This is a genomic window from Mesorhizobium sp. B4-1-3, from assembly GCF_006439355.1.
Classification (GTDB): domain Bacteria; phylum Pseudomonadota; class Alphaproteobacteria; order Rhizobiales; family Rhizobiaceae; genus Mesorhizobium.
The window spans coordinates 112141-129988 of sequence record NZ_VFTG01000015.1; the positions used below are offsets into that span (position 1 = coordinate 112141).

Below are 17848 nucleotides of genomic sequence, written 5' to 3' on the forward strand. Positions count from 1 at the left end.
CGGCCCTCCTTGCGGTTCGTAGTGGAACCGGCGCTTCTGCCTTGGTGCGGTCTGGCCGTGCTGGCGGGGCTTTGCCTGCTTCTCAAAAACGAGCTTCCCTGGCTGGTCAATTTCCCCAAGCAATGGACGCTGCCGCTGGCCACTTACATCAACGCGGTGACCGACATTGTCGTCGCTGTCATCCAGCCGGGCTTCCGGGCGCTCTCCGTCCTGCTCGATGCGCCGATGCGCGGCGCGCGGCTGGCGCTCGCCTGGCTACCCTGGCCGGCGGTGATGCTGGCTGTCGCCGCCCTTGCGCTGAAGTCGAGCGGCGAGCGGCTGGCGGTCTTCGCGCTCGCCACGCTCGCCTATATCCTGCTCGCCGGCTACTGGGCGCAGAGCATGAACACACTGGCGCTGGTGCTGCTGGCGGTCCCGATCTCGACCGTGCTCGGCTTCCTGCTTGGCGTTCTGGGTTACGCCCGGCCGCGCTGGCGTCCGGTGCTCAATGGCGCGCTCGACCTGATGCAGACGGTGCCGGCCTTCGCCTATCTCATTCCGCTCCTGCTCCTGTTCGGCTTCGGTCCGGTGGTCGGGCTGATCGCCTCGGCGATCTACGCGACGCCGCCGATGGTGCGCAACACCATGCTCGGGCTGGACCGCGTGCCGGCGGCGATCAGCGAGGCCGGCCTGATGAGCGGCTGCACGCGCCGCCAGCAATTCTGGCAGGTCGAGGTGCCGACGGCGCTGCCGCAGCTTCTCGTCGGCTTCAACCAGACGACGATGGCGGCGCTGTCGATGGTCATCGTCGCCGCCATCATCGGCGGCTTCGAGGACATCGGCTGGGAGGTGCTCTCCTCGATGCGCAAGGCCGAGTTCGGCCAGAGCATCCTCTCCGGCCTGGTCATTGCGCTGCTCGCCATCCTCATCGACCGCCTCACCATCGGCTACGCCAAGGCGCCGGAGACCGGGCCGACGCCCGCCATGCGCTGGATGACGCAGCGCCGGCTCGCCCTGTCGCTGGCGGTCGCGCTGGCTCTCGCCATCGTCATCCGACTGGCCGCGCCCGATGCGATGCTTCTGCCGGAAACCGGGCTACGCATGCAGATGGGCGCCGTCAACCAATGGCTGCTGGGGCTCGTGCGCGACTACGCCTGGTTCTTCAACGGTGTGCGTAATGCGGTGCTCTACTGCCTGCTTCTGCCGATGCGCGTCGGCATTGCCGGCTCGGCGACGCCGGCAATGTGGGGCTTCTCATTGCCATCGTCGGTGCTCGCCGCCTATCTCGTCCTGGTGCTGGCCTTGGCCGTGTTGGCGCTGCGCAGCTTCGGTTGGCGCGGGGCACTGGCCGTGCTGGCTGCCGGCCTTGTTCTCTATACCGGCTTTCTCGATCTCCCCTGGCCTGTCTTCATCCTTGCCGTCGCCTTGCTTGCCGGCCAGGTGGGCGGGCCGCGGCTCGGTTTTTTCGCGCTTGTCGGCTTCGGGCTGATTCTGGTCAACGGGCTATGGCCGCAACTGGTGCAGTCGCTCTATCTCTGCACGCTGGCGGTCCTGCTTTGCCTTCTGGTCGGCGGCGCGCTCGGCACATGGGCGGCGCATAGCGATCACGTCTCGCATATCCTGAAACCGATCTGCGATGCGTTGCAGACCATGCCGCAATTCGTCTTCCTCATCCCGGCGCTGATGTTCTTCAAGGTCGGCGAGTTCACGGCGCTGATCGCCATCATGCTCTACGCCATCGTGCCGCCGATCCGCTATGTCGAGCACGGGCTGCGGCATGTCCGCCCCGACGTCGTCGAGGCGGTCGAGCAGATGGGCGCAACGCCGATGCAGACTCTGCTGCAGGCCAAGCTGCCGCTTGCTTTGCCGGTCGTCATGCTTGGCCTCAACCAGACCATCATGGCGGCGCTGTCGATGCTGGCCATCGCCGCCCTTGTCGGCACGCGCGATCTTGGCCAGGCGGTCTATGTCGCGCTCGGCAAGGCCGATGCCGGCATGGGCCTGATCGCCGGCCTGTCGATCGCTTTCCTGGCGATCCTCGCCGACCGGTTGATCCAGGCAGCCGTTGCGCGTTCGGCCGCCGCTTCACACTGATCAGACAGGCGCCGGCATGCGTCCGTTGGCAGGCCTCTCATCCTCGGCTGGTATGGCCAACCTGCGGCGCCGAAAAGCCGGCAATGGGGTCAGCGTGAACAGGCCATAATAGACGATGAAGGACGCCATGAAGTAGGGGCCGAGCATCTCGACCTCGAAAAAGGAGCGGATCAGCATCAGCCCGACCGCGCCGGCAAGCGCCACCGAATCGGCGTTCCATTCGCCGAACACCACTTTCGACACATGACCGTAGAAAGAGCGCAGGATCACCAGCGCCAGCAGGGTGACTCCAATGAAGCCGATCTCGACCAGGGTCTCGACATAGGTGTTGTGGAAGTGGAAGCCGGAGCGGGTCGAGATGTAGAATTCCGCCCACAGCCGTTCAGGATCGGCAAAGCCTTGCACCCAGTAGGCGGCATAGCCATAGCCGAGCAGCGGATGCTGCTGCGCCGCCTCCCAGCCCTGCTCCCACAGATAGGTGCGGCCGGTGAGCGTCGAATCCTTGCCGAAGATGCCGAGCACGACATCCAGCAGGCCGAGGTTGAGCGCCGCCGCGACGCCCGTCACCAGCGCGCCGGCGCCGACGATGAACAGCACGCGGCGATAGCGCAGCGACAAGACCTTGGTCATGGTGAGCAGCATCACGATGCCGATCACCGCCGGCAGCGAGGCGACCGACGTCGCCGAATGGGCGATGGCCAGCATGTAGACCGACAGAAGCATGATCGGCGCAGTCCACACGAAGCCCAGCCAGTTGCGCCGGTAGAAGGCCAGGAACGCAAGGCAGAAGAAGATGCCGAGCGAGGAGAAGAAGCCGATCTGGTTTTTTGAGCCGAAGGCGCCGACGAAATTGACCGTGCCGTCGAGCGTGTCGAGCGCGTAAGCGCCGACCTTCAGGGAATAAAGCAGGACGACGAAGACGCCGATCAGCGAGCCCACCACCAGCGTGCGCACACTGATGGTGCGCGCCGCGACATAGGCGCAGATGATATGCGAGGCATACTGCACTCCCGCGCGCGCGCTGATGCCCGCCGCCTGGGACCAGAACACCGAGAAGCAGATATAGGTGGCTAGCAGAATGGGCAGCCAGGCACTGGAAAGTCTCCAGGTGAAGCGCCGGTAGTCGACGAACAGCAGCGGCAGCCAGACGGCGTAGTAGGCCAGGATCAGGATCTGCCCGAAATTGGGCGAGTAGGCGAAGGCGACCATGGAAACCGCGACCGCGAAGACGCCGTAGGTCTCGTTGCGATCGGGATCGATCAAGATGGATTTGGGAATCTTCATACCTGATTTATCCGTGGGCCGTTCTCTACGCTACGGCCCGGGCGCGCTGCATCTGCCGCTGCAGGAAGCGCCGCACCGGTTCGTCATAGATGCGCGTGGCGATGTCGGCGATGATGATGACCAAGACCGCCATCACGATGCCGAACCAGGGATGATGCGCGAACGGGTCGATCGAGAAGGCCTTGCCGGCTCCGGCGATGATCATCAGCATCGGCGTGTGGATGATGTAGATCGGGTAGGAAATCCGCCCGAGCCAGCCATAGAAGCCGGACAGAACCGGCGCGGTCGGCGCCACCGCGCCGGTCATCACCATGAGCGGAAAGACGATGACGATGGCCGCGAGGTCGTAGGCCACACGCGCGCCACCACCAGGCGCGATGGCGAAGACGGCAAGGGTGAGCAGAATCGCGCCCTCGACCCAGAGCCCGCGCCGCAGGTAGCCGAGGCTGCCTTGCCAGCCCGCCATCGATCGGCAGAGCAGCACGCCGAGGAAGAAGGAGAATGTCACGCGCGGCAAGCCGCTGAGGATGGTGCTGCCGGTCATGCCGAAATCCAGCGTGCCGGCGAGGGCCGAGGCGATGACGAGCAGCACCAGGCTGACGGCGACGATCCCCGTCAGCACGCGCCGTGTCAGCAGCACGAAGACCACGACATAGGCGATGTTGACGATAAGCTCGAAGAACAGCGACCACGATGCCGGATTGAGCGGGAAGATCGTGTGATAGGCGTCGCTGACCAGCGGGATGAACAGCATGCCGGTCGTCAGCTGCATGCCGATCTCGGACAGGGGCATATACTCGGCCGGCATCAGCCTGTTCTTGACCAGCAGATAGAAGAAGCCGAGCAGCGTGCCGGCGAGATAAAGCGGATAGAGCCGGATCAGGCGGATCGCTACGAAGGAGCCGAAGCCCATGCCGTTCTCGATCTTGCGGTCATAGGCATGCGCGATGACGAAGCCGCTGAGCAGGAAGAACAGATCGACCGCGAGATAGCTCGACGGCAGCATCTTGCCGTCGGCCAGGAACGGCGAGAAGTGGTAGAGCATGACGCTGATTGCCGCCACGCCTCGGATGGCGTCGAGGTTCAGATAGACGTGACGCGGAGCTGCGGGCTGCATGTTATGCCTTCAAGCGGTCCAAAACAGATCGCCCGCCCGCGCCGTAACGCGAACGAGCCTGGCTTGTCCCTCCCGCCTCCGTTCCGGCTCGCTTCGGGCAAGCATCGGGCCGGCGGCACTATTGGCTGGCCGTCGGCGCCAGCTTCACCTTGATCACGTCGCCCGGCAGGACGGGCGTGTCTTCCTTGGCCTCGACCTCGCTCGTCTTTCCGTCGGCAACGCGCACCAGCGAATAGAGCAGGGTCGGCTCCTGGTCACCGGTCATGCTGGCCGCCGTCGCGGGGTCCGACGCCTGCGCGATCAGGCCCTTCTGCATGCCGGCCTTCAACGTCGCCTCGTTCAGGTCGGCCTCCGTCTGCTGGCGGTTGGCGGTAAGGGTGGAGTTGAGCGAGTTCCTCGCGTCGATGGCGTCCTGCTCCGCCTTGCTGATCGACTGCTTGGCGGTGAGGATGGCCGTCTCGTAGTCTAGGATCTTGCCCTGCAGGTCGGTGACCGACTGTTGCGAGGAAAGCAGCCGCGCATTGGCGACCAGACCCTTCTGCGCCAGCGGACCGATGCTGTCGGCCTGCTTTTCGGCCAGGTCGACCTGTTTCTGCTGGTTGGTGATCTTCTTCTGCAGCGATTCGATTTCCGACTGCAGGACGCCTTTCAGATCGTCGAGGGCATCGAGCTTCAGCTTCAGCGATTTCTGGTCGGAGACCAGGATCGCCATCTCGTCGGCGACGATGGTCGGCAGTCTCGGATCGCCCTCGATCTCCTTCGGCACCTCGAAACTCGTCTTCCCGGCGAGGTCGGCGTCGATTCTGGCTCGCTTGACGAGCAGGCGGATACGCTGGTCGTCATAGATGTCGAAGCTGCCCTTGGCGGTGATCAGATCCTTGCCGAGTTGGGGCCCATAATCGGCGTTGCGCCTTATGCCGCCGGCGATGCTGACTGCCTTGAGCACGGTCAGATCGGGCACGAAGGGGAACTGGCCGGGGTTCTGGACCTCGCCTGAAATGTAGAACGGCCGGAACTGCGCCATCTCGACCGAGGCTTCCGGCTTGTCTGGCAGCGCCAGCTTACGCTGCAGCGCGAGCCCGATCGCCGAAGCGATCTGCGCCGTCGTCTTGCCGGCGGCCTGCATGTCGCCGACGAACGGCACCGAGAGCGTCCCGCCCGGGCCGATGGAATACTCGCCATTGATGGCCGACCAGTCGCGGAACGTGCCGTCGACCGTCTGCCATTCGGCGACGCGGATGTTGAGCTTGTCCAGAGGGCCAAGCTGATAATCGCCAGCAGCAGCCAATTGCGGCATGGCCAGCGACGCCGCAAGCAAGAAGCCCGCGACGCGGGCTGGTGTCCGGAGTATGAGACTGCAGGCGAAAGACAGTCCGAAGAGGTCTTTTGTCAAATGAACGTTTCCGATCCGCTTTGGCCCATCCGCCCGATGAGATCACTTTCGGATGCCTGCCCCGCCGTCGGCGGGGCTGGCCCGTCGGTCAATAGCTGCCGCGCGACATCCACACGGCAGGAACCGTCTTGAAGATGATGCGAATGTCCTCGAACAACGACCAGTTCTCGACATAGTGGCGGTCGAAGGCGACACGCGTGTCGTAGGATACGTCGTTGCGGCCGCTCACCTGCCACAGCCCGGTGAGACCCGGGCGCGACTTCAGGTAATAGACAGCGGCGCTGCCATAGATCTCCAGTTCGTCGCGCACGACCGGGCGCGGGCCGACAAGGCTCATGTCGCCCTGCAGGATGTTGAGGATCTGCGGCAGCTCGTCGAGGCTGAGCTTGCGAAGCACCGCACCGACGCGGGTGACGCGCGGATCGTTCTTCAGCTTGCGCGTCGCGATCCATTCGGCATTGGCTTCAGGATTGGTCGCCAGATAGGCGGCGAGCACGCGCTCGCCGTCCGGAACCATGGTGCGGAATTTGAGGCAGGAGAAAATCCTGCCGCCGCGGCCGATCCGCTTGTGGCCGTAAAAGATCGGACCGTTGTCCGAAAGCTTGACCAGCAGGGCGACCATCAGGAAAAGCGGGCTGAGCAGAATCAGCCCTGCCAGGGAACCGACGATGTCGAAGCTGCGTTTGATTAGACCGCCGATGGGGGGTGGAAAATCAACGCCGACCTGCGCAAAACCCGCATTAGCCGACTTGGCGACGTCCCTCATGCAGAAGCTCCATACGTTGAACGGATGGTTTACGGCAAGATATCAAAAAAATGCTGCAGCGCAACACACAATTTCCCATCGCGCTGAAATGTTCACGTCATGAATTGACTAAATAATAAACCTGCCCTGCCCAAATTCTCACCTTTGTGGCACGTTTATGACAAGGTGAAGGGAAACTTGGAAAATGTAGTCCACCTTTTGGGCCGTTTTTGGACAGTGCGTTCTTTGCTGCAGAAGAAACGCGGTTGTAGGCCGTGGGAAGCACTCGCTGTGGTAAGTCATCCACATAAAATACTAATCAAAGTGGTGAATTCTACTGAGGCAGCGGGCGCCGCATTGAATAGCGGGCGGAGCCACAGTGTGCGTCGCAGCATGGCCGAGTCGATCTCGTAAAATCCTTGGAAACCATACCTGTCGGGCCTTGCTCCGGCCGACCCGCCTTAATAGAGTCGCAAAATATTCCTGTCATAATCTGCACTGGTAAGGAAGGCCGGAAGCAACCGGCCGGATTGGGCAGCCACAAAGAGCTCTTTGGCGCAACGGGGAGTTACGCGGGTGGGTAAGTCGCAGCTTCTGCATGCTCGTCTCGGTTGAAGGACCGGCGAACATGTCTCTGCCAAAATTCATCATCGGCATGATGTTCGCGCTCGCGATCGTCATCGGCTGGTCGTATTTCGACGGCGCATCGGCGGGCACCATCGTCTTGCGCGCCATCGTTTGCGCCGTAATCATCCAGGCGGGCTATTTCCTTCTGGTCTTCGCCATGGTCGGCAGAGCCACGCCGACATCGGCGGAGAAGATCCGTGAAGCCGACCGTGGCGCGATCCTGAACAAGGTCGCCGAAGGCGAAAAGCTAAGCGCCAGGCGCAGCCTCCACTGACCGTTCGACCGGCGCCGGGACCGGTTCGGCCCCGACCGCGGGCGCGGTGTCGCGCTCGGCCTGTTCGCCCGATAGCATCCTGGCAAGACGGCTGCCGGCTTTTGCCTTCAGCCGCCGATATTGCCCGACCTCGACGATGCGCCCGTTCTCGATGGCCACGACCCAGTCGGCGAAGGCGATCATCGATGGCCGGTGCGCGATGGTCAGAATCGTCATTTGGCCACGCAGCGCCTCGATCGATTGGGCGATCAGCGATTGATTCTGCCAGTCGAGCGCGCTCGTTGCCTCGTCGAGGATGAGCAGCGAAGGCTTGCGCAGCAACGCCCGCGCCAGGGCGACGCGCTGCCGCTCGCCGCCGGAGAGCCGGACACCGCGGTCGCCCACCACCGTATCGAGCCGCAATGCCAGCCGCTCGACGAAATCGGCCGCATGCGCGTTGCGCAACGCCGCCCAGAGCTCGTCGTCGCTGGCCCCGGGTGCTGCAAGGCGCAGATTGGCGGCGATCGTGTCGTGCAGTAGGAACACGTCCTGCGGCACATAGGCGACCTGATCGCGCCAGGCCCTGCGGTTCCGGGCGGTGATCTCCACGCCGTCGGCCAGGATCCGGCCGCTGGTTGGTTCGAGCAGGCCCAGCAGCATGTCGGCGATCGTGCTCTTGCCCGAGCCGGAAGGGCCGATCAATGCCGTCACCTTGCCGGCCGGCAGGCCGAAGGTGATGTCGCTGACCACCGGGTGCCCGTCGCCTTCGCCATAGGCGAAGGAGACATCGCGGACGTTGAGGCCGGTCTCGAGCGAGAGTTTCGCACCCTGTTCGGCCGCGCTTTCTTCCGGCTCGCGCTCTGCGTCGAAACGGGCCTGGAGGCTTTGCATCGAAGCATAGGCCGGCAGGTTGATCAGCACCTGCTGGGTCTGGAGCTGCATATCCATGAACCGTGGCGCGACGCGCATGAAGACCAGGAGCAGCACGACGATCTCGGCTAGCGACAGGTGGAAGCCGACCAGCGCGATATAGATGAACAGGCTGAGCCCGATCACGCTCGTGACCTGGAACAGCGCGGTGCCGAGCGAAGAGTTGCGGACGAAGGCGATGTTGTCTGACTTCATCCTGTCCAGCGTCGCGCCGAGCTCGGCAAAATAGCTTGCCTCGACATTCAGGCTCTTGGCCACCTTGATGCCGCCGAGAAACTCGGAGACCGTGCGGTATTGGTCCTGGCGGTTGCCGGTCAGCGTCCGGCCATAGGCGCTGGCGCGCGCCCTGAATGGCTGCAAGGCGATCAGCAGCACCAGGCCGATGAAAATGGCAAAGCATGTCATCACCGGCGAGATGAAGAGCGAGACCACGAGATAGCCGGTGAGAAGCAGCGTGGCCTGGGTGAGCATGAGCAGCGAGAAGGCCGCGACCTGCACCCGGTCGACGTCGCCGTTCAGCGCATGGTCGAGATCGGAGCTGCGGATGCGGGTGAACACGCCCCAGCGCGCCTTGCCGACGCTCTCGAAGAGGTCCATGCGCACGCGGTTGACGAAGTCATAGAGCAGTCGCGCCATGTAGACCGACTTGAAGCGGTTGAAAATCGCTTGCAGCGTCACCAGCGCGACGAGCAGTGAAAGCACGGTGGCGAGCGACAGCGTTCCGCCGGGCACCAGCCAATGGAGAGCCTCCGGCACCCGAACCGCGTAATCCTGCTCGGCCTTGCCGATCAGGCGCAGCAGCGGCACGAGCAGCAGGATCGAGGCGCCTTCGGTGAGACTTCCCAGGACCAGGAAGGCAAGCGCCGTCGCCGTACGCCGTCCGCCGACATGCGCCATCATCGCGCCGAAGCCGGCGACATCCCGGAAGAAGGACAGGCGAAGCTTCGAGGACCAGCCCATGCCTTGGTTCACCTTGTCCCCGACGCCAGGTCGGTTTCGATCGCGGCGACCGCCTCGTCGATCCGGGCGAGCCCGGCCGGCACTTCGAGGCGGCTGAGGCCGACCCGCCCGGCGACCTGCGCGCATTGGCCGAGATGCACCGAGGCGGAATCGTCCCGCAGCGCCTGCCGGCCGAACCGCGTGATGTAGGAGAATTTGATGACCGCCGGCAGTGCGGCGGCGCCGGTCAGCGGCGAGATCGCCGCCCGACCGCCGCGCTCGAGCACATAGAGGCGCGACACCGGCACTGCTTCGGCGGCAAACCCGTCGCGCAGCCGGTGCTGCGCTTTGTCGATTTGCGGATGCACCTGCGGGCGTACCTCCGCCTGCTCGAGGTGAATGGCGCCGGCCGCATCCGCGGCGAGCTTGAGCTGCGGAAATCCGGGCAGGATGATCGGCCGCTCGGGATCGGATAAGTCCAGCGCCACGACGTCGTCGGTGAGCAGGCGGTGGCCGGCGCGGATCATCGCGCCCGCCGTCGTCGACTTGCCGGCCCCCTTGTCGCCCATGAAGATCACGCTCTTGCCGCCGACGGCAATGGCGCTGGCATGGAGAACGAGCAGCCCGCGCCGATGTAGCGCGAGCGCCATCACCGGCCCGAGCAGCGGAAACGCAAGCAGCGGGTCGTCTACCCCTGGCGCCGGATCGACGTCGATCCGCTTGACGCTGCTGATCATGAAGGTGCCGACCGCCTGCCAGGAAAGATACTGGCGCGTGGACTCGAACCGGAACGCCGTGGCGCCCGGCGATGCGGCGTCGGGGAAGTCGACCGGCCCGACCGCGATCTCCAGGTCCGGCGTCGCCGGCGCCGCCGGCTCCAGTTCCGGCAGGGCCACTTCCGAACGGACGATCAGCCCGTAGGCCTTGTAGAAATGGCGGACCCGTCCGCCCGGCGCCGCGGTCGCGGGCTCTGGCCGCGCAAGGGAGGCGATCGGAAGGTTCATGCAGGGCTTCCTTGGACTTGCCGCAGCCACAACGACAGCGAAACCGAGCGCCAGACATGCTGGACGTCGGGCAGCGTCGCCTGCTCGGGCTGGCTGAGCAGGCGCTCATAGACCGCGTTCACTTCGGGCAGGTTGACATAGGGCGCGATCCGCTCGCTGTCCGATATCAAAAGCCTGTCCAGAAGCTCTCGATGGTTGCCGAGCATGCCTTTGACCAGATTGGCGGTGAAATCGATCTTGTCGCGCCGCCATTGCACCGCCGGCGGCAGGACGCCTTGCATGGCCCGGCGCAGCACATGGCGGCCGAAGCCGTCCCTGAGCTTTTCCTCGCCGGGCAGCGCCAAGCAGAATTCGACGAGCGGCTTGTCCCAGAACGGATAGCGCGGCTCGACCCCGAAATTGGCGGCCGCCTTGTCGAGCACTTCGAAGGCGTGCGGCACCAGCCCGGCGGACAGAAGCCAGCGATGCGTCAGCGCTTCGCTGGCGGCAACGGAGGCGGGCATGTAGCCGCTGCGATGGAAACGCTCGGCAAGGTCTGTGCGCCTGGCAAGCTCCGGGTTGACCAGGCCCGTCCATGCCGCGCGCGGTACAGGCGCCGGCCTGCGCCGCGCCTTGCCGACAATGCGTTTGGCCATCGACCTCATCCTGGCGATCCGCCAGGCCGGCCCATAGATGGTCAGGAACTTGAAGTAGAGGGAGAGCATGCCCTCGCCATAGGTGTTGGCGGCGCTGCGCAATTCGCGCCAGAGCTCCAGCCACCTGCCGGCATTGGCGAGCTCGTGAAGGTGTCCATGGCCCTGTGAGACGACCTCGTCGCCACCATGCCCGTCGAGAAGCACTTTGACACCCTTGGCGCCCGCCATGCGGTAAAGGTCGCGGGTCAAAGACAGGCCGGGCGCCAGGAACGTGCCCTCCTGCTCTTCCAGGATGCGCTCGAACTCGGCGAAGGGCGCGTAATTGCCCACCGCAATCAGGGTGGCGTCGAGCGGATTGTCGGCAAGCACCGCATCGATGAACGGCTTCTCGTCCATCGGCGAGCCCTTGTCGAAGACCAGCGAGAAGGTCTTGAGCTTTGCGTTGCGCTGCGCCGCCGCGCGAAGACCGGCAACGCAGGCGATCGAGGAGGAATCGAGCCCGCCGCTCAGCATGGCGCCGACGGCCGGCGCGCCGCGCATGCGGTTTTCCACCGATTGCGCGAAGAGATGCCTGAATTCCTCGGCCGCGTCCGAGCGCGGCGGCCGTTGCGATGGCTCGATCTGCCAGTAGCGCCGCAGCGCCACCTGTCGGTCCGCCACCATCATGCTGTGCCGTGCCGGCAGGCGGAAGATCTCGGCATAGGGCGTGGCCTGCGGATCGTCCGGCAGGCCGGCGAGGAAACCGGAAATCTGGTGTTCGCTGAGGCGCCTGCCGACGCCGTCCAGCGCCAGGATAGGCCCGATCTCCGAGGCGAACGCAAAGCGTTTGCCGGTCGCATGGTAATAGAAGGGTTTGACGCCAAAATGGTCGCGCGCGCAAAACAGCGCCCGGCGCTCGCCATCCCATATCGCGAAGGCGAAATCGCCCTGCAGATAGGCCGGGCAGGCCTCGCCCCATTTGAGATAGGCGCGCATGACGAGCGCCGCGTCGGCCATCGACCGGTCGCGCTGGCCGAGCCGCGCCAGAAGCTCATCGCGGTTGTCCAGCCGGCAGTCGGCGGCGATGGCGAGCTTGCCGCCGGCCATCGTCAGCGGCCCGGGGCCGTCCTCTCCGGTCGTGTCGAGCCAGGCATGGCCGAGCGCCACGCCGCCGTCGGTCCACCATGAACTGCCGTCGCGGGCGCGGTGGCGCATGCGCGAAAGCATCTCCTGGATATCGCCGGCCCCGGCGGGCCGGCCATTGTCGTCATGCACGATTCCGGCGACGCCGCTCATTGGTCACGACCCATGGTCGACCAGGTGGGCAAAGCCGTTGACCGAGCCGCCGAGCACGATGTGGTTGCCGCTCATCAGCCAGGCATGCGCCTTGAGGGTGCTGCCGGTGCCTTTTTCGATGCCGATGCTGATCTTCGAGGCGTTGCCCTGGCGGGCCAGCAGATATTGCCCGGCCAGCGCCTGGGTGAGGCACGTGGCGCCCGGCACGAGCCGCGCGGCGGCGGCGACGCCCCAAGCGACAAGCCGCAGATCGGCGACGCTGGCGTCATGCGTGGCATCCAACCGCGTGACCGCGCCGCGGACACGGTTGTAGGAGGACAGCGTCAGCGCGAGCCGCACCGCGCTCACCACCATCAGGCAGCGCGCCAGAAACAGCATCTCCCGGCCACTCAGCGAGCGGAGCCTAGACCAGTTCCTCACGATGGAGCCTCGCAAGCCCTACCTCGCTCAGCCCCCTGAGCAAGCCCTCGACATCGGCCTTGCAGCGCTCGGCATCGACATCGTAGCGCGCAAGCACGGCGCTGCGGATATCGAGGATCGATCGCGGCTCCTGGATCTGCTCCCAGATGAAGGCGCCGACGCCGTTCAGGCTGTAATAGACGTTGGATTTGAGGTGGAGCAGCGCCAGTCCGGCGCCAAATTCACATGCGACCGCCTCGCCGGTCGCGACCACCCGATCGTGGTCCGAGGGGTTCCACTCCATGCTACAACCTCGTTGCTGGCCACCGCGCCCTTGGGTCTTTCGCCGTGGATCGGTTGCCGGCGATCCTCGGCAGGAAGCCGGGGGACAAAAGCCCCCCGGCTCACCTGGTGGAGAGCACCCGGAGCCCAACTTAGACGTCCGGATGCCTGTAAGCTTTAAGAGAAGGTCAACTCGCCGACCGGCGTGTGCGCGGGAAAGCTCGCGTCAAGCGCCGTCGTGCCAGCACCGCCCTGCGTGATCGTTTCGATAGAACCGTGAACCGTCAGGCTGGGGGTTTCGTACTCATGCTTTTCAACATTCTGTTCCATTTTACTCTCCAATTAAGGACTGGAAGCGGCTGCAGAATGCCGCCAGCATATCGCTATGCTGCAATGCGATTGCTGCACGGCACCATTCATGAGTCAAGCCTGATTTACCGACAGTTAATCAATTCTTGGTTGCGCTCGCCTTTCCTGGCGGTCAAGCCGCGAGCACCGTTATCGTAAACCTCGACCGCTCTGGGATTCAACCGCAGGTCTTTGCCGTTTACGTAAGCCGTTGGTTTATTTGTGGTAATTTTCAGGGGATGCAACCCATTTCCGCGCATGCGAAGAAATTGCCGAAAAAAATCGCCATTTTTCAGCCTCGACCGGATATCGCCTGTGGTGTCTTCAAAAGTGATTGAACGCGTGATGATTCTAACTCTTAGGTTGCAGCGCTGAACCAGCCCGAAGGCGTCCATAAGCGGCCGCGTGAATTTTCCCGGTGCTTTTCTTCGCAGTTGCGGTATAAATCGCGCGGACGGCATTTTGCGGAGAACGACATCGGGCATGGCGGTGCAGGATGGCTCCTATGAAAGGCTGCGCGCCGCCGGCTGCGCCGACGAGGTCGCCTATGTGCAGGCCTGCCTGAGGCTGTTTTTCGCGCCGCGAGCCAACATCACGGATGGTCTAGCCGATCTGCCCGCGCCGAGGGTCACGGCGGCCCCGATATCGGCGACCAACGTCGCCGATATCGCCAGGCTGAACAAGGTCGCCGTGTTCCTGCTCAAGGCGCTCAAGCATGCGCCCGCGGGTGCGGTGCCCGGGGAATTGTCCGGGTGGCTCGATGGCTATCGTCGGCGAACGATGTCGATGAACGCCGCCTGCATCGGCGACTCGATGGCCATCGATCGCGCGCTGCGCGAGAGCCGGGTCGATTTCGTCTTCCTCAAGGGGCCGCTCCAGCAGCATCTGCTCTATGGCGACCATTTCATGAAACCTTCCGGCGATGTCGACATACTGGTTTCGCCTGCGCGCTTCGGGCAAGCACGCGAGGCGTTGCGGGCGATCGGCTACGAGGTTGCCGGCAAATCCAGGTCCGTCTGGTGGGTTCGCTTCCTCGGTGAGCAGCATATGGTTCGCGACGATGGCGCGAGGGCCTCGACGGTCGACCTCCACCATCGGCTGCAGCAGCCGGGCTCGCCGAGCCCGCGCGACATCGACGGCTTCCTGCGCCGCAAGCGCGAAGTCGAGGTGGCCGGCGCCGTCATGCCGGTGATCTCGGCGGCCGACACGCTGCTATTGTCCTCTATCAGCGTCGCCAAGGCCTTTTTCAACCGCGAGCCCTGCGCCGGCTATGTCTGCGACGTCAGGGCCAGCGCCGGCCGCCTGAGCGAAGCCGAGCAGCAGAGAGTGCTCGATCACGCCGCCGGACAAGGCCTGGCGGATACGCTGCTCCTCGGCCTGCGCGCGGCGGACGTGCTGCTCGGCGCCACAAGCACCCTGCTTTCGGACCACGCCACCCGCATTCTGGCCCGCATCGACAACGCCGATCTCTTCCACATGGTCATGGCGCCGTGGCTCGCGTCGCTGCGCTGGCCGCAGCGCCGCCATGTGCTGTGGGAGCTCTGCGGCCGCGAGCCGGTCCGTTACCTGGCTGAAGCCGGCTGGGCGGCCTCCGCCGACCTCAGCCGGCGCATCTTCGAGCGCCCGGCCACGGTCGAGCCGGCGCGGGGCGAAATGATCAAAATCGTGGGCGGGGCGGCTAATCATGCAAACGAAAGGTGAGCCCATGCCCGAGACGACGCCAATGACGACCTCCGGGGTCTGCGTCATCATCGCCGCGCGCAATGCGGCGCGCACCATTCCCGTCGCCATCGCTTCGGCGCTGCGCGAGACGGAAGTCGCCGAAGTCATCGTGGTCGACGACGCCTCCACCGACGACACCCGGGAAGTGGCTTTGGCTGCGGACGACGGCGGCGGCCGGCTTGCCGTCATCCGCTTCGACGTCAATCGCGGTCCTTCCGCCGCGCGCAACGCAGCCATCCAAGCGTCCAAATCGCCCTTCATCAGCATTCTCGATGCCGACGATTTCTTCCTCGAGGGTCGCTTTCGCCGGCTTTTCGCCAGCGCCGATTGGGATTTCGCCGCCGACAACATCATGCTGATCCGCGACGATGCCGCGACGGACCTTGCCAAAGTCGCAGCGCCGCCTTTCGCGGCCGAGCCGGAATTTCTCGATTTCGAGCGCTTCATCGACGGCAACATCTCGCGCCGCCGCGTGCGGCGCGGCGAGCTGGGCTTCCTCAAGCCGGTGATCAGTCGGACTTTCCTCGAACGGCATGGGCTGAGCTACGACGAGAACCTCAGGCTTGGCGAGGATTACGAGCTCTACGCGCGGGCTGTCGCCTGCGGGGCACGCTTCAAAATCATCAAGTCCTGCGGCTATGGCGCGATCGTGCGCGCCGATTCGCTGAGCGGCCGCCACAGGACGCAGGATTTGAAGCGCCTTGCCGATGCCGATTTGGCGCTGCTCCAGATCGACAGCCTTCCGGAGCGCTCGAAGGCCGCGCTGCGGCGCCATGAGCGCCATGTCCGCGACAAATACCGGCTGCGCAATTTCCTCGATGTGAAAGCCGAGCGCGGGCTGGCGTCGGCTGCGGCTTACGCCTTCGCCAGCCAGTCGAATTTGATCCCGATCGTGCGCGGCGTGGCCACGGACAAGCTCGACGCGCTGTTCCGCCGCACCGGGATTGTTGCGCGGCAGCAAATGCCGCCGATGCGCTTCCTGATGGCGGCAACCAGCGCCGCGAACGAGTGATCCCGCGTTGTCCCGGGAGCTGCCGCCCCTCAAAAAATCCGCATTCCGAAAACTATGATGTTGCCTAGTCGCTGCTGGAATGGCAGTCTATGTTGCAATGCAGCAATTTCGAAAGGCCGGTAGGATGGCTTCGATTTTTGGCTTCAGATCCCGGGATCCGGCACGCGACCGGCAGACCGATCTCCAGCGTTTCGACCGGCTGGCGAAGCTGTTCGACCAGATCGCGGCGGAGATCGAGGCTGAGAAAACCGGGCTGGAGAACCGTTACAAGTCGACGGCTGCCAACGCGGCCTTTCTGGTCGAGGCGATGGAGAACGGCTCGGCATCGGCCAGCAAGGAATCGGACGTCAGCGCGATGACCAACTCGATCCTGAATTGCGAGCGACGCATTGCGGAACTCGCTCGCCAGAAAGGTTTGATGAAGGAACTGCGTCATTCGCTCGACGCGATCGTCGAGGATGGTTCCGATCGGCCTGCTGCGCGGGCGACAGTCAGAGCAATTCCAGGAAAGGTGTGAAACGGCTTTCCGTCCGGAATTGCGTCGAAACAAGGAGATTGAGCGGTTCGCCGTTTCTGTGAACGGTGAGACGCTTTGGAGGCTGATGGAGCGTTAGGCGCCGTCATCGGTACGAGGCACTAGAGGAGTTCAAGGGGGCGAAGGTTCAGTATCGGCCCGCGCGCGGGCCAGGAATGACTTTGGGTTGGGCGGACAACACAAGGTGAGTTTGTTATGAACGCAGATCCCGACAACACCTCCACCGTGGCGGCTTGCGCGACGTCGCATGCGCCAGGGAGTGGATTAACCAGCCTGCGGCTCGGCGCGATCGGCGCCCTGTTTGCGATTGCAGCGGCCCTTGCGGCGGGCACGCATCCCGCGCATGCGCAAGAGGCGCAGCAAGAGCTGCAAAGCGCGCCGTCCTTCGTCGACAATTTCTCGAATTTCAACCAGTCCCGCTGGTTCGTCTCGGACGGCTGGACCAACGGCGCCCATCAGAACTGCACCTGGTCGAAGGATCTCGTGCGGCTTTCCGACGGCGTGCTGTCGCTAGGCTTCGAAAAGCGCAAGCTGAAGGACCGCGATTTCGCCTGCGCCGAGATCCAGACCAAGCAGCGCTACGGCTACGGGGTCTACGAGGCGCGCATGAAGACCGGCACCGGCTCCGGCCTCAACGCCGCCTTCTTCTCCTATATCGGGCCGCAGGACAAGCAGCCCTGGGACGAGATCGACTTCGAGGTCCTCACCAAGGACCCGTCGAAGGTGCAGGTCAACAGCTACATCCAGGGCAAGCCCAAGAACGGCAAGCTGGTCGACGTCGAAGGCGGTGCCGACAAGGGCTTCAACGATTACGGCTTCGTCTGGGAGAAGGACCGGCTGCGCTGGTATATCAACGGCAAGCTCGTCCATGAGGTGACCAACCCGGACGAGTTGCCGACCCATTCGCAGAAAATCTTCTTCAGCCTTTGGGGCAGTGACAAGCTGGCCAACTGGATGGGCGCCTTCACCGATCCCGGCAGCAAGGTGACCATGCAGGTCAAGCGCGTCGCTTTCACCGCTTTGGGCCAGCCATGCCAATTTCCGGAATCGCTGGCATGCAGCATAAGTAACAGCAACTAAGGCATGATCCCGAACCGAAGGACCGTCAGCGTGGGAACCGGTTTTCGGATAAGATCATACTGAACCAACTGGGCCGTTTGGCCTGGGGACATCTGAACCGGCCGGGCCGCTTTTGTGGCCCGGCCTTTGACAGGAATAGAACCGAATGAATTTGACGGTGTTTGGGATTGGCTATGTCGGTCTCGTCCAGGCGGC

General features: G+C 64.2%; 17 protein-coding genes. 6 read left to right on the forward strand and 11 right to left on the reverse strand.

What is annotated here, in order from left to right:
- Positions 1 to 21 precede the first annotated feature (21 nt).
- A complete protein-coding gene (locus FJW06_RS19345) occupies positions 22 to 2073 on the forward strand; it encodes an ABC transporter permease subunit (RefSeq protein WP_181178435.1) in 2052 nt (683 codons plus the stop codon).
- On the opposite strand, the gene FJW06_RS19350 is transcribed toward FJW06_RS19345, so the two are convergent.
- From FJW06_RS19350 to FJW06_RS19365, 4 genes are all read right to left on the reverse strand, one after another.
- Positions 2074 to 3357 (reverse strand): O-antigen ligase, encoded by a 1284-nt coding sequence (locus FJW06_RS19350; RefSeq protein ID WP_140753809.1) that lies wholly within the window; start codon positions 3355 to 3357, stop codon positions 2074 to 2076.
- A gap of 25 nt (positions 3358 to 3382) precedes the next feature.
- The gene (locus tag FJW06_RS19355) at positions 3383 to 4474 is read right to left on the reverse strand and encodes an acyltransferase (protein ID WP_140753810.1); all 1092 of its coding nucleotides are present in this window, start codon (positions 4472 to 4474) and stop codon (positions 3383 to 3385) included.
- Positions 4475 to 4592: 118 nt separating this feature from the next.
- Positions 4593 to 5771, reverse strand: a complete 1179-nt coding sequence (locus FJW06_RS19360) for a polysaccharide biosynthesis/export family protein (protein ID WP_140753811.1) — start codon at positions 5769 to 5771, stop codon at positions 4593 to 4595.
- A 184-nt stretch (positions 5772 to 5955) separates the two neighbouring features.
- Complete coding sequence (locus FJW06_RS19365; protein WP_140753812.1) at positions 5956 to 6633, reverse strand: sugar transferase; 678 nt, start codon at positions 6631 to 6633, stop codon at positions 5956 to 5958.
- Positions 6634 to 7240: 607 nt separating this feature from the next.
- On the opposite strand from FJW06_RS19365, the gene FJW06_RS19370 reads away from it, so the two are divergent.
- A complete protein-coding gene (locus FJW06_RS19370; RefSeq protein ID WP_140753813.1) occupies positions 7241 to 7513 on the forward strand; it encodes an exopolysaccharide production repressor exox in 273 nt (90 codons plus the stop codon).
- Here FJW06_RS19370 and FJW06_RS19375 read toward each other — a convergent pair.
- The 7 genes from FJW06_RS19375 to FJW06_RS19405 form a co-directional block, all read right to left on the reverse strand.
- Entirely contained in the window at positions 7487 to 9382 is a 1896-nt protein-coding gene (locus tag FJW06_RS19375) for an ABC transporter ATP-binding protein (RefSeq protein WP_140753814.1), read from the reverse strand. The genes FJW06_RS19370 and FJW06_RS19375 overlap by 27 nt on opposite strands.
- 8 nt (positions 9383 to 9390) lie before the next feature.
- Positions 9391 to 10365 (reverse strand): serine kinase, encoded by a 975-nt coding sequence (locus tag FJW06_RS19380; RefSeq protein WP_140753815.1) that lies wholly within the window; start codon positions 10363 to 10365, stop codon positions 9391 to 9393.
- Positions 10362 to 12275, reverse strand: a complete 1914-nt coding sequence (locus FJW06_RS19385) for a lasso peptide isopeptide bond-forming cyclase (protein ID WP_140753816.1) — start codon at positions 12273 to 12275, stop codon at positions 10362 to 10364. Before FJW06_RS19385 ends, FJW06_RS19380 begins: the two co-directional genes overlap by 4 nt.
- 3 nt (positions 12276 to 12278) lie before the next feature.
- Positions 12279 to 12653: a lasso peptide biosynthesis B2 protein gene (locus FJW06_RS19390; RefSeq protein ID WP_140753817.1), complete on the reverse strand. Its 375-nt coding sequence runs from the start codon at positions 12651 to 12653 to the stop codon at positions 12279 to 12281.
- A gap of 25 nt (positions 12654 to 12678) precedes the next feature.
- Entirely contained in the window at positions 12679 to 12978 is a 300-nt protein-coding gene (locus FJW06_RS19395; RefSeq protein WP_140753818.1) for a PqqD family protein, read from the reverse strand.
- Positions 12979 to 13133: 155 nt separating this feature from the next.
- A complete protein-coding gene (locus FJW06_RS19400) occupies positions 13134 to 13286 on the reverse strand; it encodes a lasso RiPP family leader peptide-containing protein (RefSeq protein ID WP_095769314.1) in 153 nt (50 codons plus the stop codon).
- Between the two features lie 104 nt (positions 13287 to 13390).
- Positions 13391 to 13789: a hypothetical protein gene (locus FJW06_RS19405; RefSeq protein ID WP_140753819.1), complete on the reverse strand. Its 399-nt coding sequence runs from the start codon at positions 13787 to 13789 to the stop codon at positions 13391 to 13393.
- Between FJW06_RS19405 and FJW06_RS19410 the strand changes: the two genes are divergently transcribed.
- The 4 genes from FJW06_RS19410 to FJW06_RS19425 all read left to right on the forward strand — a co-directional run bounded on the left by FJW06_RS19410 (position 13788) and on the right by FJW06_RS19425 (position 17653).
- Positions 13788 to 15005, forward strand: a complete 1218-nt coding sequence (locus FJW06_RS19410) for a nucleotidyltransferase family protein (RefSeq protein WP_140753820.1) — start codon at positions 13788 to 13790, stop codon at positions 15003 to 15005. The two genes, FJW06_RS19405 and FJW06_RS19410, sit on opposite strands and share 2 nt — an antisense overlap.
- Positions 15006 to 15027: 22 nt before the next feature.
- The gene (locus tag FJW06_RS19415) at positions 15028 to 16038 is read left to right on the forward strand and encodes a glycosyltransferase family 2 protein (RefSeq protein ID WP_140753828.1); all 1011 of its coding nucleotides are present in this window, start codon (positions 15028 to 15030) and stop codon (positions 16036 to 16038) included.
- A gap of 124 nt (positions 16039 to 16162) precedes the next feature.
- Positions 16163 to 16555 carry a hypothetical protein gene (locus FJW06_RS19420; RefSeq protein ID WP_140753821.1) on the forward strand — a complete coding sequence of 131 codons (393 nt, stop codon included), beginning with the start codon at positions 16163 to 16165 and terminating at the stop codon, positions 16553 to 16555.
- 213 nt (positions 16556 to 16768) lie between these two features.
- Complete coding sequence (locus FJW06_RS19425; RefSeq protein ID WP_140753822.1) at positions 16769 to 17653, forward strand: family 16 glycosylhydrolase; 885 nt, start codon at positions 16769 to 16771, stop codon at positions 17651 to 17653.
- The last annotated feature ends 195 nt before the right edge of the window (positions 17654 to 17848 follow it).

Bases quoted from the DNA above. Each gene is read 5' to 3' on its own strand.
- FJW06_RS19350 (WP_140753809.1), bottom strand. From the start codon at position 3,357: ATGAAGATTCCCAAATCCATCTTGATCGATCCCGATCGCAACGAGACC.
- FJW06_RS19355 (WP_140753810.1), bottom strand. From the start codon at position 4,474: ATGCAGCCCGCAGCTCCGCGTCACGTCTATCTGAACCTCGACGCCATC.
- FJW06_RS19360 (WP_140753811.1), bottom strand. From the start codon at position 5,771: ATGCCGCAATTGGCTGCTGCTGGCGATTATCAGCTTGGCCCTCTGGAC.
- FJW06_RS19365 (WP_140753812.1), bottom strand. From the start codon at position 6,633: ATGAGGGACGTCGCCAAGTCGGCTAATGCGGGTTTTGCGCAGGTCGGC.
- FJW06_RS19370 (WP_140753813.1), top strand. From the start codon at position 7,241: ATGTCTCTGCCAAAATTCATCATCGGCATGATGTTCGCGCTCGCGATC.
- FJW06_RS19375 (WP_140753814.1), bottom strand. From the start codon at position 9,382: ATGGGCTGGTCCTCGAAGCTTCGCCTGTCCTTCTTCCGGGATGTCGCC.
- FJW06_RS19380 (WP_140753815.1), bottom strand. From the start codon at position 10,365: ATGAACCTTCCGATCGCCTCCCTTGCGCGGCCAGAGCCCGCGACCGCG.
- FJW06_RS19385 (WP_140753816.1), bottom strand. From the start codon at position 12,275: ATGAGCGGCGTCGCCGGAATCGTGCATGACGACAATGGCCGGCCCGCC.
- FJW06_RS19390 (WP_140753817.1), bottom strand. From the start codon at position 12,653: ATGCTGTTTCTGGCGCGCTGCCTGATGGTGGTGAGCGCGGTGCGGCTC.
- FJW06_RS19395 (WP_140753818.1), bottom strand. From the start codon at position 12,978: ATGGAGTGGAACCCCTCGGACCACGATCGGGTGGTCGCGACCGGCGAG.
- FJW06_RS19400 (WP_095769314.1), bottom strand. From the start codon at position 13,286: ATGGAACAGAATGTTGAAAAGCATGAGTACGAAACCCCCAGCCTGACG.
- FJW06_RS19410 (WP_140753820.1), top strand. From the start codon at position 13,788: ATGGCGGTGCAGGATGGCTCCTATGAAAGGCTGCGCGCCGCCGGCTGC.
- FJW06_RS19405 (WP_140753819.1), bottom strand. From the start codon at position 13,789: ATGCCCGATGTCGTTCTCCGCAAAATGCCGTCCGCGCGATTTATACCG.
- FJW06_RS19415 (WP_140753828.1), top strand. From the start codon at position 15,028: ATGACGACCTCCGGGGTCTGCGTCATCATCGCCGCGCGCAATGCGGCG.
- FJW06_RS19420 (WP_140753821.1), top strand. From the start codon at position 16,163: ATGGCTTCGATTTTTGGCTTCAGATCCCGGGATCCGGCACGCGACCGG.
- FJW06_RS19425 (WP_140753822.1), top strand. From the start codon at position 16,769: ATGAACGCAGATCCCGACAACACCTCCACCGTGGCGGCTTGCGCGACG.